The sequence below is a fragment of the Streptomyces sp. 6N223 genome, assembly GCF_052246635.1.
Taxonomy (GTDB): Bacteria; Actinomycetota; Actinomycetes; order Streptomycetales; family Streptomycetaceae; genus Streptomyces.
Map to the genome: position 1 here is coordinate 28,573 of NZ_JBQQCA010000033.1, position 15,810 is coordinate 44,382.

The 15,810-nt window shown below is 69.4% G+C and carries 10 protein-coding genes and 1 pseudogene; 9 read left to right on the forward strand and 2 right to left on the reverse strand.

The annotated features are described in order from the left end of the window. The first annotated feature begins 534 nt into the window (after positions 1-534). The 3 genes from ACTWQH_RS20505 (at position 535) to ACTWQH_RS20515 (ending at position 6,868) form a co-directional block, all read left to right on the forward strand. Complete coding sequence (locus tag ACTWQH_RS20505; RefSeq protein ID WP_443288099.1) at positions 535-2,871, forward strand: transposase; 2,337 nt, start codon at positions 535-537, stop codon at positions 2,869-2,871. A gap of 317 nt (positions 2,872-3,188) precedes the next feature. Then, complete coding sequence (locus ACTWQH_RS20510) at positions 3,189-3,884, forward strand: hypothetical protein (protein ID WP_443288100.1); 696 nt, start codon at positions 3,189-3,191, stop codon at positions 3,882-3,884. Between the two features lie 44 nt (positions 3,885-3,928). Next, a complete protein-coding gene (locus ACTWQH_RS20515) occupies positions 3,929-6,868 on the forward strand; it encodes an NEW3 domain-containing protein (RefSeq protein WP_443288101.1) in 2,940 nt (979 codons plus the stop codon). A 159-nt stretch (positions 6,869-7,027) separates the two neighbouring features. Here ACTWQH_RS20515 and ACTWQH_RS20520 read toward each other — a convergent pair. Beyond that, positions 7,028-7,321: pseudogene (locus ACTWQH_RS20520) on the reverse strand (NAD(P)-dependent oxidoreductase); the annotation flags it as partial. Positions 7,322-7,490: 169 nt separating this feature from the next. Further along, positions 7,491-8,669, reverse strand: coding sequence for a substrate-binding domain-containing protein (locus tag ACTWQH_RS20525; protein ID WP_443288102.1), 1,179 nt, complete (start codon positions 8,667-8,669; stop codon positions 7,491-7,493). 86 nt (positions 8,670-8,755) lie between these two features. Here ACTWQH_RS20525 and ACTWQH_RS20530 point away from each other — a divergent pair, with 86 nt between their 5' ends. The 6 genes from ACTWQH_RS20530 (at position 8,756) to ACTWQH_RS20555 (ending at position 15,720) form a co-directional block, all read left to right on the forward strand. Beyond that, complete coding sequence (locus tag ACTWQH_RS20530) at positions 8,756-9,868, forward strand: Gfo/Idh/MocA family protein (protein ID WP_443288103.1); 1,113 nt, start codon at positions 8,756-8,758, stop codon at positions 9,866-9,868. A gap of 830 nt (positions 9,869-10,698) precedes the next feature. After that, complete coding sequence (locus tag ACTWQH_RS20535) at positions 10,699-11,658, forward strand: branched-chain amino acid ABC transporter permease (protein WP_443288104.1); 960 nt, start codon at positions 10,699-10,701, stop codon at positions 11,656-11,658. Beyond that, positions 11,655-12,725, forward strand: a complete 1,071-nt coding sequence (locus ACTWQH_RS20540; RefSeq protein ID WP_443288105.1) for a branched-chain amino acid ABC transporter permease — start codon at positions 11,655-11,657, stop codon at positions 12,723-12,725. Before ACTWQH_RS20535 ends, ACTWQH_RS20540 begins: the two co-directional genes overlap by 4 nt. Continuing rightward, a complete protein-coding gene (locus tag ACTWQH_RS20545) occupies positions 12,722-14,191 on the forward strand; it encodes an ABC transporter substrate-binding protein (protein WP_443288106.1) in 1,470 nt (489 codons plus the stop codon). Before ACTWQH_RS20540 ends, ACTWQH_RS20545 begins: the two co-directional genes overlap by 4 nt. 12 nt (positions 14,192-14,203) lie before the next feature. Beyond that, entirely contained in the window at positions 14,204-14,992 is a 789-nt protein-coding gene (locus ACTWQH_RS20550) for an ABC transporter ATP-binding protein (protein WP_443288107.1), read from the forward strand. Next, complete coding sequence (locus ACTWQH_RS20555; RefSeq protein ID WP_443288108.1) at positions 14,989-15,720, forward strand: ABC transporter ATP-binding protein; 732 nt, start codon at positions 14,989-14,991, stop codon at positions 15,718-15,720. Before ACTWQH_RS20550 ends, ACTWQH_RS20555 begins: the two co-directional genes overlap by 4 nt. Positions 15,721-15,810: the final 90 nt, after the last annotated feature.

Below are 15,810 nucleotides of genomic sequence, written 5' to 3' on the forward strand. Positions count from 1 at the left end.
TGCCCGGTGTCCGTGGCTCGCATCCGGCAAGCCCCTCCTTCTATGGCAGCAAAGGATGATCGTCGCTGGTAGGACGCTGACCGGCCACGATCAACATGGTGTCTCGGGTACGCAGGCATACGGGAGTGACGTGAGGTAGCGTCCGTGTCACGGGAATCTCGTCACGTGCAGCACGGGCATCGGGACAGCCTGGCGAGATTAGGACCCGTTCAGGACGTCCACAGGACGGGCAAATCGCCGAACCGGGGAACGAGCGCCCCGATGCCGACCGGAGCTCGTGTGCGGGACATCCGGCCAAACACACCCTGTTGGCCTCCGCGAGTCGCCGCCCGTGCTCATGCGGCCGCTTGACGCTTACTGACGCTGTGAGGCTGCGGTGGTATCCGGTCTCCACCCGGCATGGCCACCGCCCGGCGTTTGAGACCCGATCCGCCACCTTCGTCCCTCAGCCCCGCACCGCTACGATCTGTGCGGGGAAGCTTGCGGCCTGAGCAGCACCAATCGGCACGAAGAGACACGAAGCAGGGGGAGTCCATGCGGGACGGCCGGTGGACGACGGTCACCGACTCCGAGTTCCAGCATGAATACCGAGGCCTGGAGGCTATCCGCGCCAAGCTCCCGGACAACGAGCCATGGCGGGCCTGGTCGAACTTCACCTTCACCGCCCACACCGGTCACGTCCGGGAGGTGGACCTCCTAGTGGTTGCCCCCGGCGGGGTGTACCTGATCGAGCTGAAGGACTGGCACGGCTCCGTCGAGTCCCGCAACGGCACCTGGTTACAGACCCAGCCGAGCGGGCGGCAGATCCCCCACGGCAATCCGCTGCATCTGGCGAACAAGAAGGCCAAGGAGCTGGCGGCGCTGCTGAAGCAGAGCGGCGAGCGGGTGTGGGTCTCGGAGGCCGTCTGCTTCACGGACTCCTCGCTGCGGAACCGGCTGCCCGCCCACGACCGGCACGGCGTCTTCACCATCCACGAGCTCGTCGAGATGCTGAAGGAGCCACCGAAGGACGAGTACCGCCGGATCGACGTCTCACGGTCGCGCCGGATCAAGGGGGCGCTGACGCGCGTCGGCATCGCGCGCAGCGACGCCGCGTACAAGGTCGGCCCGTATCTGCTGAGCCGGAAGTCGTTCGACTCAGGCCCGACGTGGTCCGACTACCTGGCCCAGCACAGCGAGCTGCCGGAGGCATCGCGCGTCCGGATCTATCTGCGCGAGCGCGGCTCGGACGCCGAGTTACGGGCTTCGGTGGAGCGTGCGGCGCGACGCGAGGCCGCGGTGCTGCGTCACTTCCCGCACCCCGGCGTCGTCCAGCTCAAGCAGTACGACCCCGCCGGGCACGCCGCTGGGCCCGCGCTGATCTTCGACTTCGACCCCCGAACGCTGCGCCTGGACGAATACCTCGCCCAGTACGGCGAGAAGCTGGACATCCTCAGCCGCGTGGCGCTCGTACGCCAACTCGCCGAGACGGTGCGCTCGGCCCATGGCCGGCGAATCTTCCACCGCACCCTGGCGGCCCGAGCGATCCACGTCATCCCGCGCGGCCGTGCCGCCCGCCGTGCCGCCCGCCGGGGCGATGCCGACAGCGAGACCGCCGTCTGGCTCAGCCCGCATCTGCAGATCTCCGACTGGCGGGTCGCCGTCCAGCGCAGCTCGGAGCACGGCGTCACCGGCCACGGCGACCGGCTCGCGCCGACCGCCTTATCGAGCGCGGGCGCGCATCTCGCGGACGGCGCGGACCCGTACCTGGCCCCGGAGCTGACCGCCCTCAGGCCCGACCCGGTCGCCCTCGACGTGTACGGGCTTGGCGTGCTCACCTATCTGCTGGCCACCCGCAAACCACCTGCCGCCAGCCAGGCCGAGCTGGTGGCACGCTACGAGGCGGGCGAGGGTCTGCGCTCCAGCTCACTGGTGGACGGCCTGTCACCGTACATCGACGAGCTGGTGCAGGTGGCCACGGCCTACGACGTCTCCGCCCGGCTGTCGTCGGTGGACGACTTCCTGGACATGCTGGAGGTCGTCGAGGCGGACCTGACCGAGCCGCCGCCGACTGAGGCCCAGACCCCGGCCACGCAGGAGCCTGCGCCCGAGCCCGAGAAGGACGCCCTGGACGCGGTCGCGGGCGATGTGCTGGCGGGCCGCTGGGAGGTAAGGCGCCGCCTCGGTACGGGGTCCACAAGCCGCGCGTTCCTCGTACGGGACCTGGCCGCCGGCCCGGACGTGCGCTTCTCGAAGTCCCTGGCCGTGCTGAAGGTCGCCCTGTCGGACAGCCGCGGTAAAAGGACAGCGGCGGTCCGCGGCGCCTGGGTCGTCTTCGAGGACGAAGCCAGCCAGTCGCTGAGGCCGCCGCGTGCCAGAACCTGGGGCCGGCGCGGCCACACTCCGGTGGTCAGGGTTCGGGGCCGGGGGTCCGGACGGATCTCGATGGCCGGGATGTCCTGCTACAAGACCGGCGAGCGGTCCCGGCTGATCTACCGCTCCCGCCTCCACCGGGGCCGCAAGGGCGAGCCGAAGGGCTTCACTTGGCGCGACTACCGCGACCTGATCATCCGGGCCCGCATCCAGCTCGACGGACCGGTCGTGCTGGTGTGGGACAACCTCTCCGCCCACAAGACGCCGCAGCTCAAGGCGTTCTTCGAGGCCAGCGCCGACTGGCTGACCGTCTTCTACCTGCCCTCCTACGCCCCCGACCTCAACCCGCAAGAGGGCATCTGGTCACAGGTCAAGCGCGGTATCGGCAACCTTGCCGCCGCATCGGTCGATCACCTTGCCACCGCCGTGAAGCACCGCCTTAGAAAGATCCAGTACCGGCCTCGACTGATCGGCACCTGCCTCACCCAAGCCGGACTGTCCCTGGAGAACACACCGTGACCGAACCCGACTCACGCATTCAACATCAGTAGCGCCGCGACCGCACGGGTCGCCGGGCCCGCAGCGGTGGACGAGCCATCTCCGCCGTGACCGCTCTCGCGAGGCTGACCGGCCGTCGTACCCAGGCCGGTGGCGTCGCGGCGCCCGGGGTGACGTGCTGTGATGCCGTCATGGTGCCTTCGCTGGCCGACTCGCGACCAGGCGGCGCCACAACTCGCCGCCCGGCAACGCGCCCATCACCTTGACGTGAGACGTCATACGAATTACGTTCCGGCCATCAGAACAGACGGGCGGGTGCCCCTCGCGCCCTCCGGAGAGTGAGCGGCGATGAGGCAGCGAACACTGTGGTCGACCCCGCGGTCCGGGGCTCTGGCTCTGCCCGGCCGCTGCAGCGCGGGATCGGCTTCCTCTCAGGCTCCGGTGATGACACATGGGTCGTCTGGGACTGGAAGTCCGGTGATGAGGCGGCCGCCGCGTACGTCGAGGCGGCGGCCAAGCTCAAGGGCGGCCTCGATGTCGAGTGGGACCGGCACCGGCTGACCCTGACGGCGGACGTGCCGAACCGAGGCCGCACGCGGCTTGCCGCCCAGCCTGGTGCTCGACGCGAACGAGTCCTGGTCCGCAAGCAAGCCGTCCGGCACGCCGCCGAGTTCGAACGCATCAAGGACCTCACCTGGGTCGAGGAGCCGGTGCGGCGTTGGGACGCCGAAGGCCTGGCCGTCGTCCAACGCGGCATCTCCGCCTCGCCGCGGCGTCCGTGCCGAACCACATCGTCAGCGAGCTGCTGGACCTCCGGCCGCCGGTCGGCCTCTCCCTGGACGAGGGCGAGATCGCCGCATCACGCCGACACAGCGCCCACACCCAGCGGCCCCAGCGTCAGGCCGCAGCGCGCCGGACCACGCCTGCAACCGGTGGCCGACGACGGCTGGAGCAGCCGACGGAGCCGCCTGAGCGTTCCCCCGTCCCGTGCGACGCATCCGGACAGCGATGCGCCGCACATCGCTTCCCATTGACCAACCCCAGTCATCCACCCTTACCCCCGAAGAGAGGACACACCGTGTCTCCACCGCTCTCGTTGGACAGCCGAATATTCCTCGCGGCAGCCGCCGCAGCCCTCACCGCCGCAGTCGTCACCTCCATGCCCGCTTCCCAGGCCCACGCCGAGGCCGCCGATCACACGCTTGTCGTCGCGCCGACCGGTGCCGAGAGAGCCGACGACGACGGTCCTGGCACCGCCGAGCGGCCGCTGGCGACCGTCGCGGAGGCGCGAAGACGGGCGCAGGACCTCGCCGCCGAAGGAGATGGCGATGTCACCGTGACCCTGCTGGACGGGACGTACCGGCTCAGCGAGCCGCTGCGGTTCGGCGCCGCCGACTCCGGCCGCGACGGCAACACGGTGTCCTGGCAGGCCGCCTCGGGAGCCAGCCCCGTGCTGACCGGTGCGGACCCGGTCACCGAGTGGGAGCTCGACGATCCCGAGACCGGCATCTACCGGGCGGACGTCGGCACCGGCTTCGACACCCGGCAGCTCTACGTCGACGGCGCCCCGGCCCAGCGCGCCCGGATGAGCCTGAACCCGTCCGACATCTCGCTCAACGAGGACGGCTTCACCCTGAACAATCCGGACCTCGGCTACCTGGCCGACCTGCCGGACCAGCAGCGCATCGAGCTCCAGGCGATGCTGTCGTTCACCAACCGCTTCGCGCCGGTGGAGAGCATCTCCGGCTCCACGGTCACCATGCAGCAGCCGGCCTGGGACAACAACACCTACGGATACGACACGATCCAGTCGCCGTTCAGGACGCCGGCGTTCTGGCTGCTGAACTCCAAGAGCTTCCTCGACGAGCCCGGCGAGTGGTACCTGGACACCACCGCCGGCACGCTCTACTACAAGCCGCTGGAAGGGCAGGACCTGAGCAGCGCCCAGGTCGAGCTGCCGCGGCTGGAATCGCTGGTCGAGGTCGGCGGCACCTACGACGAGCCGGCCCAGGACCTGGCGTTCGAGGGGCTGACCTTCACCGGCACCACGTGGCTGCACCCCAGTTCGCCCAACGGCTACGCCAACCAGCAGACCGGCGCGTTCATCACCGGCGTCCAGGAGCACCGGCCCGCCGACGCCTTCACCTCGTGCGCGGTCGGCTGCCGGGGATTCGAGGGTGCCCGTAACAACTGGGCCCAGGCCCCCGGAGCCGTGCAGGTGTCGGCGGCCGACGGCATCACCTTCCAGGGCAACAGCTTCGTGAACCTCGGCTCGGTCGGGCTCGGCATCGGCAACGACGCCAACGCCCACGCCACCGGCGTCGGCCTGGGCGCCCAGAACGTCTTCGTCACCGGCAACACCTTCACCGCCAGCGCGGGAGGCGGCATCGTGGTCGGCGGCGTACGCCCCGACGCCCATCACCCCTCCGACGCGCGCATGACCAACAGCGACATCCTCCTCAGCAACAACCGCATCTTCTCCACCGCGCTGGAATACCTCGACCAGGACGGGATCTTCGCCAGCTACGCCACCCGGCTGACCATCGAGCACAACGACGTGTTCGACATGCCCTACAGCGGCATCGGCGTCGGCTACGGCTGGGGCGCCAACGACCCGGGCGGCAGCCCCGAGTACATCAACCGCGGCCTCTACGACTTCCAGCCGATCTACGACACGCCCACCACCCTGAGCGACGTCCGGATCGTGGGCAACCACGTCAGCGATGTCATACACACGATGAACGACGCCGGTTGCATCTACACCCTCTCCGCGATGCCGGGCAGCACCATCGAGGAGAACCTCTGCGAGAACAGCGGGCAGCTCGGCCTGTACTTCGACGAGGGCTCCCGCTACATCACCGCCAACCGCAACGTCTTCCTCAACACCGCCGGCCAGTGGGCCCACGCCAACAACCAGAACAGCAACCTCACCGGCGACCAGACCCTGACCAACAACTACACGACCAACGCCGCCATCACCGGCCTCGTCGACGGCCAGCGCGGCAACACCGTCGAGGGCACCGTCGTCTTCACCCCCGACAACATGCCGATCGAGGCCAGCGAGATCATCGCCGACGCGGGGCCAACCGGCTCGTACGCCGACCCCGCCGATCCGGACCGGTCCCCGCTCGGCGCGTTCCTCACCAGTAACGCGGTGACCCTGGACGCCGGAGGCTCGACCACCATCACCGCCACGGTGAAGAACATCGGCGACAGCCGGGTGAGCCACCTGGCCGCCTCAGTCACCGTCCCCGAGGGCTGGCAGGCCCAACGCACCAGCGGCCCGCTGCGCCGTACCCTCGCCCCGGGTGCCTCCGCCACCACGTCGTGGAAGATCACCGCGCCCGAGGCGTTCGACACCCCGGTCAGCCGGGCGCCGGTCAGGGCGGGGTTCAGCTTCCGCGCCGACGGGACGACGCACACCCTGCCCCGGTCGCTGACGGTGACCGCGCTCAACCCGCTGACCACGCTGGAGGGGTACGGCTCAGTGCCGAGCCAGTTCGCGGAGGCCGGCCCGGAGCTCGGCATCCTGACCGCGGGTAACGACATCTGGGACAACTTCGACGAGTACGGCACCATCTACCAGCCCGGCGCCGCCGGACCCACGTCGACCGTGACCGCCCGCGTCACCCACATGGACGACACCAATCCGTGGGCCAAAGCGGGCGTGGTACTGCGCAACGACCTCACCGGTGCCGGATCATCGGCCGGGTACGCCGTCATGGTGGTCACGCCCGGCAACGGTGTCGCCTTCCAGTGGGACTCCAACGGCAATGGCTACCTCGACTCCTTCAGTGGAATCCAAGGGATCACGGCACCGGCCTGGGTCCGCTTGGTCCGCTCGGGTGACCAGGTCAGCGGCTACTACTCCACGAACGGCAGCGACTGGACCCAGGTCGGCTCTGCCGTGACGCTTGCCGGAGCCGCCGAACAGCAGGACGCCGGTTTGATCGCGACGTCGCACAGCGGCGGAGTGACGGGACATTTCGGCTTCAGCGACCTCAGCGTGATGCCGTGACGACCAGGTCGACGCCGTGACGTGACCGATGTTCTGGCCACCGTCACCTCCGAGGCCGACGAGAGGAGCGCATGGGCAGCCACTGAACGGCGGCGGCATCGGCGCCGACTCCATCAGCCCGCGTCCGCCTGAACACGTGGTCGATCGTTGACGGCTTCCTCAGCGACGGCCGAGGACCTCGGCGATCCGCAGGAACCCGCCGGTGTCATGGCCCAGTCCGATGGCGCGGCGGGCCATGCCCTCGGCCGCGCGCATCACGCCCGCATCGATGCCGTGGGCCTCGGATGTGTGGACGATGTGGGCCATGGACGACACCGCCGAGGTGATCGGGTTGCCCTCACCGGAGAACCTGCCGCTGTCCACTTCCTCAGCGGCCTGTTCGAAGAACGGTGGGAGGAGCGCGCCGATGCCCTTGGCGAACCGTGCCAACTCCCGCGCGGTGACACCCTCCGCTCAACAGCCGTCTCGTCTCGCTCGCACGACAGGGGGCGCGGATGACATCACGGTGCTCCGAGACCGCACTCGAAAGTGCCAACCCCGAACCGGGCCGTATTCGTTGAAACCGGCTCCCTCGAACCGGTCGCGGGCGGCCGCCGGGCCGCCCGCGAACCGCTCGGCGCGGTCACTCCTGCCAGAAGGCCTGACGCGCGACGGACCCGCTCACCGCCCGGCGGTACTGGCCCGGCGACTTGCCGGTGTGCTTCTTGAACACGACGCTCATGTACTCGGGGTGGCTGAAGTCGAGCCGCTCCGCGATCTGCTGGAGCGTCCAGTCCGTCGAGGACAGCAGTTCGGCGACGTGGCCCACCCGGACGCGCACGATCTCGCCGTGGACCGTCCGGCCCAGTATCCGAACGAAGCGGTAGTCGAGCGCGCGCCGCGAGAGCCCGACATGGCGAAGCACGGCTTCGACCGCGAGACTCCAGTCCGAATGATCACGGATGAACCGCAGGGCCTCGGCGACGAGCGGATCGTCCACGGCGAGGATGTCCGATGACTGCCGGGCGACGAGCCGGGTCGGCTCGATCAGCCGCAGCCCCGGTGCGAGCGAGTGCCCCCGCATCATGAGGTCCAGAAGCTCTGCGGCGAGGTATCCCGTTCTCGTCGTGTCCGGCTCGATGCTCGACAGCGGCGGTGTCGTGAGGTTGCCGATGAGGTCGTCGTTGTCCACGCCGATGACGGCGACCGAGTCGGGCACCGCCAGATCGGCGATCTTGCAGGCCTCCAGCACCTCTTGACCGGCGATGTCATAACAAGCAAGCACACCCACCGGTTTGGGAAGATCAGTGAGCCACTCCGCGAGGAGCTCGCGGTCGGCCGCGCGCATCCCCGACGGCTTCATCCGGAACTCCCGCGGGGTGAAGCCGTGCGCGCGGACGTGCTCCGCGAACCAGTTGCCGCGCTTCAGGGACCAGCCGAAACGTTCGTCCCCGCAGAAGGCGAAATGCTGCAGACCCCGTTCCTTGAAGTGCTCGACGGCCCACAGCGCGATGGTGGCGTCGTCGGTTTCTACGCCGGGCAGCTCGGGCAGCAGCCGTGCCGCGCTGAGATCGACCGTGGGGAGGCCGAGCCGCCGGATGAACCGAGCCGTCTCGGCGCTCTCGATGCGGGCCAGCAGGCCCTCGCCGTGCCAGCCTTCCAGCCACGAGAAGTCGGTCTCGTGGCGGCTGTGTTCGGCGAGGTACATCGACCAGCCGGGGTGGGCCTCGACGTACTTCTTCACGCCCACCAGCACGCCGCGGGCGTACGCGTTCGACGTCTCGACCAGCAACGCAACGTGACGGGTCCGTCGTTCAGGCATGTAAAAATTCTAAGTCAGACTGCTGAATAACGCATGGCTTGGTCACCTCCCCGTCCGTAGCCTGGCATGGCCGTGGGAGGTCAAAGATGACGCAGAGAGTACGGATGGCGATTGCCGGGCTCGGATTCGGTGCCGAGTTCATCCCCATCTATCAGGCCCATCCCGATGCCGAGTTGGTGGCCGTCTGCCAACGCACCGAGGCTCCCATGAAAGAGATCGCCGACCATTTCGGTGTGCCAGGACGGTTCACCAGCTACGAGGCGATGCTGAAGGACCCGCAAATCGACGCGGTTCACATCAACACCCCGATTCCGAACCACGCCGAGCACACGGTTTCGGCGCTTCGGGCCGGCAAGCACGTCGCCTGCACGGTGCCGATGGCCACGACGCTCGACGAGTGCCGGGCGATCGTAGCCGCGGTCCGGGAGTCGGGCAAGAAATACATGATGATGGAGACGGTCGTCTACTCAAGAGAGTTCCTCTACGTTCGAGGTCTCCTGGAGAACGGGACTCTGGGCCGGCTCCAGTTCCTTCGCGGAGCCCATTACCAGGAAATGGCCGGATGGCCCGGGTACTGGGAAGGCCTTCCGCCCATGCATTACGCGACACACGCGGTGAGTCCTGTGCTGAGTCTCGCCGGAGCGCTGGCGGAAAGCGTGGTCTGCATCGGCTCCGGCCGCATCTCACCGCAGCTCGCCGGCAAGTACGGATCGCCGTTCGCTGTCGAGAGCGCCCTCCTCACTCTTCGTGACTCACCTGTGGGCGCCGAGATCGCGCGCTCGCTGTTCGAGACGGCGCGTGAGTACGTCGAGAGCTTCACGGTGTTCGGTGACCGCGCAAGCTTCGAATGGGAACAGACTCAGGGCTCGGGACACGTGATGCACACCGGTGAGGTCCCGAAGCACGTCGAGATCCCGGATTTCGCGCACCTGTTGCCGCCCCAGGTCGCTCCCTTCACGACGCGTGGCGTCTACGACGACGATCACGAGCACCTCTCGTTCATTCAGGGCAGCGGCCACGGCGGATCGCATCCGCATCTGGCGCACGAGTTCGTCCGGAGCATCGTCGAGGACCGGCAGTCCGCGATCGACGAGGTCACCGCCGCGAACTGGACGTCGGTGGGCATCTGCGCGCACGAATCGGCCATGAACGGGGGAGCACGGGTGACGATCCCCGATTACGAGGGCGTGACGGGATGACGGCGACAGCATCCGCCGCAGTACCGCGGCCCTTGCGTCTGGCGCGGGCTGCTGGTAGAGCCTGCTTGAGGCGACTGTGAACGTCACATGCTCACATGGTCCGGGTCGGAGGCGGGGGTAATGGCGGCTGACACCAACCGCGGGTCTGGGCGGCCCGTGGCGCGTGCGCTCGGCAACGCGACCGAGCCGCCCCCGGCAACCGTGCACCGGCTTCCCGACACGCCCGCCCGGCGAGGCCGCGTCGAGCGGCACCCGCACTCGCGCTGGTACTTACCTGGTCCCGGTTGTCCGGGGCTCCGCGAGCAGGGGCCGACCGCGAAGTGACGGGCAGCGGGCGGCGCTGACCCGCCGCTCGCAGGCACCGAGCGCCGCGGGCCGAGCGCCGCGGGCGGAGCGCCGAGCACCGTGCGCCGCCTGAGTGACCAGCCTGAGTGACCAGCCTGAGTGACCAGTGAGTCATCGTCCCTTGCCACGGTAGCCCGATCGCCGGCCCGATGGCGCGATGTACGTCCTCAACGGGACCCAAGGGCCCTGCCGTGCCCCGGCGCGTCAACCATGCCGCGCCCGCCGACCGAAGCCGCCATGACGGAGAACGCGCGCCGCTCAAGGCGCCGAACAGCGGGAGAACAGATGAGTCCTGCCCAGACCGATGCGCACACGTGGAAGACGAGGACACTCCGGCCCGGTACGCCGGCCGCCGTACGAGCGGGGTCGAGGTGACCGCGCCCCCGGGGCGAAGACCGGCGACAGCCGCGAAGCGGCGGAGAGCGGAACTCCGCCGGCTACCGGTCTGGTCCGTCGCCCTGGCCGTCACCGTCGCTGCCGCGTGGGTGGCATTCCTCGCCGACGGCACCCCGGCCGGACCGGCCACGGAGAACCCGGGCAAGTTCGTCGTCACGGCGCTCGACGCGGTCACGTTCGCCGGGCTCCTGTTCGTTGCTGCGTCCGGCTTCACCCTGGTCTTCGGGCTCATGCGCACGGTGAACATGGCACACGGTTCGCTGTTCCTGCTGGCCGCCTACATCGCCATCCGCGTGCAGGAGGCGATGGTCGGCCAGTCCCGCAACATCGACCCGTCGCAGGTCGGCCTGCTGGACTGGCTGGTGCCCATGCTGGCGGGCGCGCTCGTCGCGGCCGTGCTCGGACTGGCGATCCACCAGATCTTCCTCCGGTGGAACGAGGGCCAGGAGCTGCGCCAGGCGCTGATCACGCTCGCCCTCACGGTCGTCCTGGCCGACCAGATGCTGCGCGAGTTCGGCGGGCTGGCCCAGACGATGGTCTGGCCCGGTGCCATCAGCCACTTCTTCACCATCCTGGGCGAGCGTTACGCCCTCACCCGCGTGTTCATTCTCGGCGTCGCCGTGCTGGTCGGCGCGCTGCTCTGGCTCTGGCTGACCAGGACGAGCATGGGGATCGTGATCCGTGCCGGTGTGGACGACCGCCAGATGGTGCGTGGACTCGGTATCAACATCAGGCTGGTCTTCGCGATCACGTTCTTCGTCGGCTCATTCCTGGCGGGCGTGGGCGGAGTGCTCGGAGCCTCGTTCGCCGGAGCCGCGCCCGGCACCGACGGGAGCTGGCTGCTGAACGCGCTCATCGTCGTCATCGTCGGCGGCCTCGGATCGCTCAGGGGCGCCGCGGCCGGCTCACTGCTGTACGGCACCGTCGTCGCGTTCTCGCCCGTCTATCTGCCGACCGAGTACTCCTACTACGCGATCATCATCACCTTCGCCCTGCTGGCGCTGGTCCTGGCCATCCGGCCCTACGGACTGTTCGGGAGGCCGGCATGAACGCGCGTGCACTGCTGACCCGGCACAACCTCCTCCTCGCCGCCCTCGTCGTCTTCCTGCTGGTCCTGCCGAGTCTCGCGACACCGTTCTTCGTCAACTTCGTCATGACGCAGACCCTGATCCTCGGACTGGCCGCCGCGACGATCGTGTTCCTCGCCAAGTACGGGGGCATGACCTCGCTCGCGCAGTACCTGCTGTTCGGGATCGCGGGCTTCATGTTCGGCAACGCGGCGCAGGAGGCCGGAGCCCGTGGCCTGAACCTCGGCTGGCACCCGTGGGCATCCGTCGGGTTCGCGATCGTGGTGACCACGGCGGTGGCGTTCGTCCTCGGCGCGATCGCGAGCCGCACCTCGGGGATCTATTTCCTGATGCTCACGCTGGTCTACGCCGTCATCGGCTACTTCGTCTTCGCCCAGATCGTCGAGATCTCCGGTCCCGGTGGCATCACCAGCATCCAGCGGCCGGACGTCCTGGGCCCGCCGGTCCGGCTGTACTACGCGGGCATCGTGCTCTCCTCGCTGGCCTACCTCGGCTTCCGGGCGGTCGGGCGGACGGCGTTCGGGCTGGCGCTGCAGGGCGTCCGCGACGACCCGACCCGGATGGCTTCGCTGGGGTTCAACGTGATGCTGCACCGGACGCTGGCATTCACCCTCGCCGGGTTCGTGGCCGGTCTTGGCGGCCTGCTCAACGTGTGGTGGAACGGCCAGATCGATCCCGCGTCGATCTCGATCGGGCCCACGCTGATCCTGCTGATCATCGCGGTGATCGGTGGCATCGCGTCCTTCGAGGGTGCCTGGCTGGGCGCCTTCGTCTACGTGCTGGTCTTCACCTACCTGCGTGATCTTCCGCTGATCGACCGGATCGGCATCACCGAGGCCCGGTTCAACACCGTGATCGGAGTGATCGTCCTGGCGATCATGGTGCTCTCCCCCGAGGGGCTGACCGGGATCGTCCGGCGACTGCGCCGCCGCCCCAGCGCGCGCCCCGACACGACGCCGGAGCCGACAACCGGCGGCTCGCCTTCCGTTCGCAAGACCGAGAAAGAATTCGGAGTAACACGATCATGAACAGACTCAGACGCCGAACGGCGCCGATGTTCTCCGTCGCGGCGATCCTGGCTCTGGTGGCCGTCGGATGCGGTGGCGGGGACGACTCATCCGGGTTGCCCGCCGACGAGCAGGGGGACGTCGGCGACGGGAGCGCCACGGGCGAGAACGACGTCCGGCTGGGCATCCTGGGCGAGTGTGAGGGCCCCTTCGGCGGCTTCCACGAGGATGTCGTCGCGGGCACGACGCTCGCCCTGGCGCGGTTCGCCGGCGCGACGCCGAACTCATCCACCAGCGCGCTGGAGGGCTTCTCCGGCGCGGCGGTCGAGGGGACCCCGATCGAGCTCGTCGGCGTCGGCTGCGGCGACGACACCGCCGACCGCATCCTGCAAGAGGTGCGGCGCCTGGTGGAGCAACTCGGAGCGAACGTCATCATCGGCCCGCTCTCCGGCGACGAGGGCATCGCCATAGCCGAGTACGCGAAGGCCAACCCCGACATCACGGTGTTCGCCGGCATCTCCGGCTCGCAGGAGCAGACCCTCCAGGTGCAGGCGCCGAACTACTTCCGGTTCTACGGCGACGGCGCGATCTGGAACGCCGGCCTGGGCGACCTGCTGTACAACGAGCAGGGCTGGCGGAACGTCGCGGTCATCGCCGACGACTACAGCTTCGGCCACACGTCGGCGGCCGGTTTCATCGCCGACTTCTGTGCCGTCGGCGGCCAGGTCACCCACCGGGTCTTCCCGCCCCTGGGCACCACCGACTACTCCTCCTACATCGCCCAGCTGCCGAACCCGGACGAGGTGGACGGCTACTTCTGGGCCGTGGGCGGCACCGGGACGCAGTCCGCGCTTGAGGCGTTCATCAACTCCAAGGGCGACCTGACGGGCGACCAGCACGCGGGCAACCTGTTCTTCAACCCGGATCTCGCCCAGGCTCTGGGCACCGACATCGCCGGTGCGCACATCGGCGGCTTCGCCACGCTGCCGGGTGACGTCCGGACCCCGGAGATCGAGGAGTACCTCGCCAGCGCCGACGAGACGTGGGAGACCCTTCCGGGAGCGCTGAGCGCCAACGAGCCCGCGCCGCCCTCGACCGCCGCGGCCTTCGGGTTCTTCTACGGGTACTACACGGCCGGCGTGGCGCTCGTCGAGGCGCTGGAGGCGACCGGCGGCGACATCTCCGACGCCGAGGCCTTCCAGTCGGCCGTCTCCGGCCTCACCCTCGAACTGCCGTACGGCGACATCAGCCTCGACGAGAACGGCAGCGGCATCGTCGACGTCGGGCTCTCGCGGCTCGCGGTCAACGACTCCGGCGAGGTCGTGCAGGAGACCGTGGCCATCGTGCCCGGCGTCGACCAGACCTTCGGTGGCACGTTCAGCCCGGACACGCCGTCGCCGGGGCGGGACTTCCCGGCATGTGAGGAGCGGGACCTGCCGTGGGAGGGCCAGGCCATCCCCGTCGTCGACGGCGTCCCGCAGAACTAGGAGATCCCGGTCATGGCTCACACCAGCGCCGCGCGAACCGAGCCAAACGGCTCGACGCCGGTCGTTCAGGTCCGCGCGGTCACGGTGGCGTTCGGTGGCCTGCTCGCCCTGCGCGGAATCGACCTCGACATCGCGCCGGGCGAGCGGCTGGCGATCATCGGGCCGAACGGGGCCGGCAAGACCACGCTGTTCAACGTGATCGCCGGCGACGTCACGCCGGCCGGCGGCTCCGTCGTCATCAAGGGCGTCGAGTGCGTCGACCGGCCGTCGCGGTACCGGCCCCGCCTCGGCGTCGCACGGACGTACCAGAAGGCGCGGACCCTGGCGGGCCTCACGGTGCGCGAGAACCTCTATCTCGCGCTCGCCGGCCACCGGGGTCGGCACCGGACACTGTGGCGGTCGTCCACCGACCGGCGGATGGGAGAGGCGGCGGCCGACGTGGCGCACCGGGTCTGGCTGTCCGGGCAGCTCGACGCCCCGGCGGGGGAACTCGCCCACGGGCAGCAGCGGCAGCTCGAACTCGGCATGGCGATCGCCACGAGACCGGACGTGATGCTGCTGGACGAACCGGCGTCCGGCCTGTCGCGGGGCGAGCGCGAGCGGCTCGTGGAGCTGCTGGAGTCGTTCGACGAACGCCTGACCCTGCTGCTCATCGAGCACGACATGGATGTGGCGTTCCGCGTCGCCCAGCGGGTGGTGGTGATGGCCGACGGCGAGCGGGTCACGGCCGGCACCCCCGAGCAGGTCCGCAGCGATCCCCACGTCCACCAGATCTACCTGGGCACGGAGGCGTCGGCATGAGCAGCGCACCCCTTCTCGACGTCCGCCGGCTGCGGGCCGGCTACGGCGCGTCGGTGGTCCTGGACGATCTCAGCTTCAGCATGGGTGCCGAGGCGGTCGGGATCGTCGGCCGCAACGGCATGGGCAAGACCACGCTCTGCGACACCCTCGTCGGATTCCTTCCGGCGTCGGGCGGCGAGATCCTGCTGCGGGGCGAGCGGCTGACGGGACGGGCGCCGGAGAAGATCGCCGATGGCGGTATCGCCTATGTCCCCCAGGGGCGGCGGCTGTTCCCTTCGCTGACCGTCAACGAGCACCTCACCATGCTGGCCCGCGGGACACGCGCCAAGCGGTGGACACCCGAGGCGGTCTACGAGCTGTTCCCGCGGCTCGCCCAGCGCAAGAAGCATGGCGGCGCCGCGCTCTCCGGCGGCGAGCAGCAGATGCTCGCCGTCGGGCGGGCGCTTCTGCTGAACGCGCGCCTGATCGTGATGGACGAGCCGTCCGAAGGGCTGGCCCCGACCATCGTCGACATCCTCGTCGATGCCGTGCATCGGCTCGTCGACGAGGGGGTGGCGGTGCTCGTCGTCGAGCAGAACCTGCGCGCCGCGGTCCGGATGGCGCAACGCCAGCTCGTCATGGTGTCCGGCCGGCTCGAAGCCGAGTTCACCGGTGACGAGCTGCTGACCCGGCCGGACCTGCAACGCAGGTACCTCGGCGTCGGCACCGCCGACGGGGCGCGCCAGTGATGCCCGGTCCGCGCGGGCGTGCCGTCACGGCCGAGCAGGCCGGCAGGGGCGGGCCGCCCCGCCCGGCGTGGTGCTTGGGGAAGAAGCAGA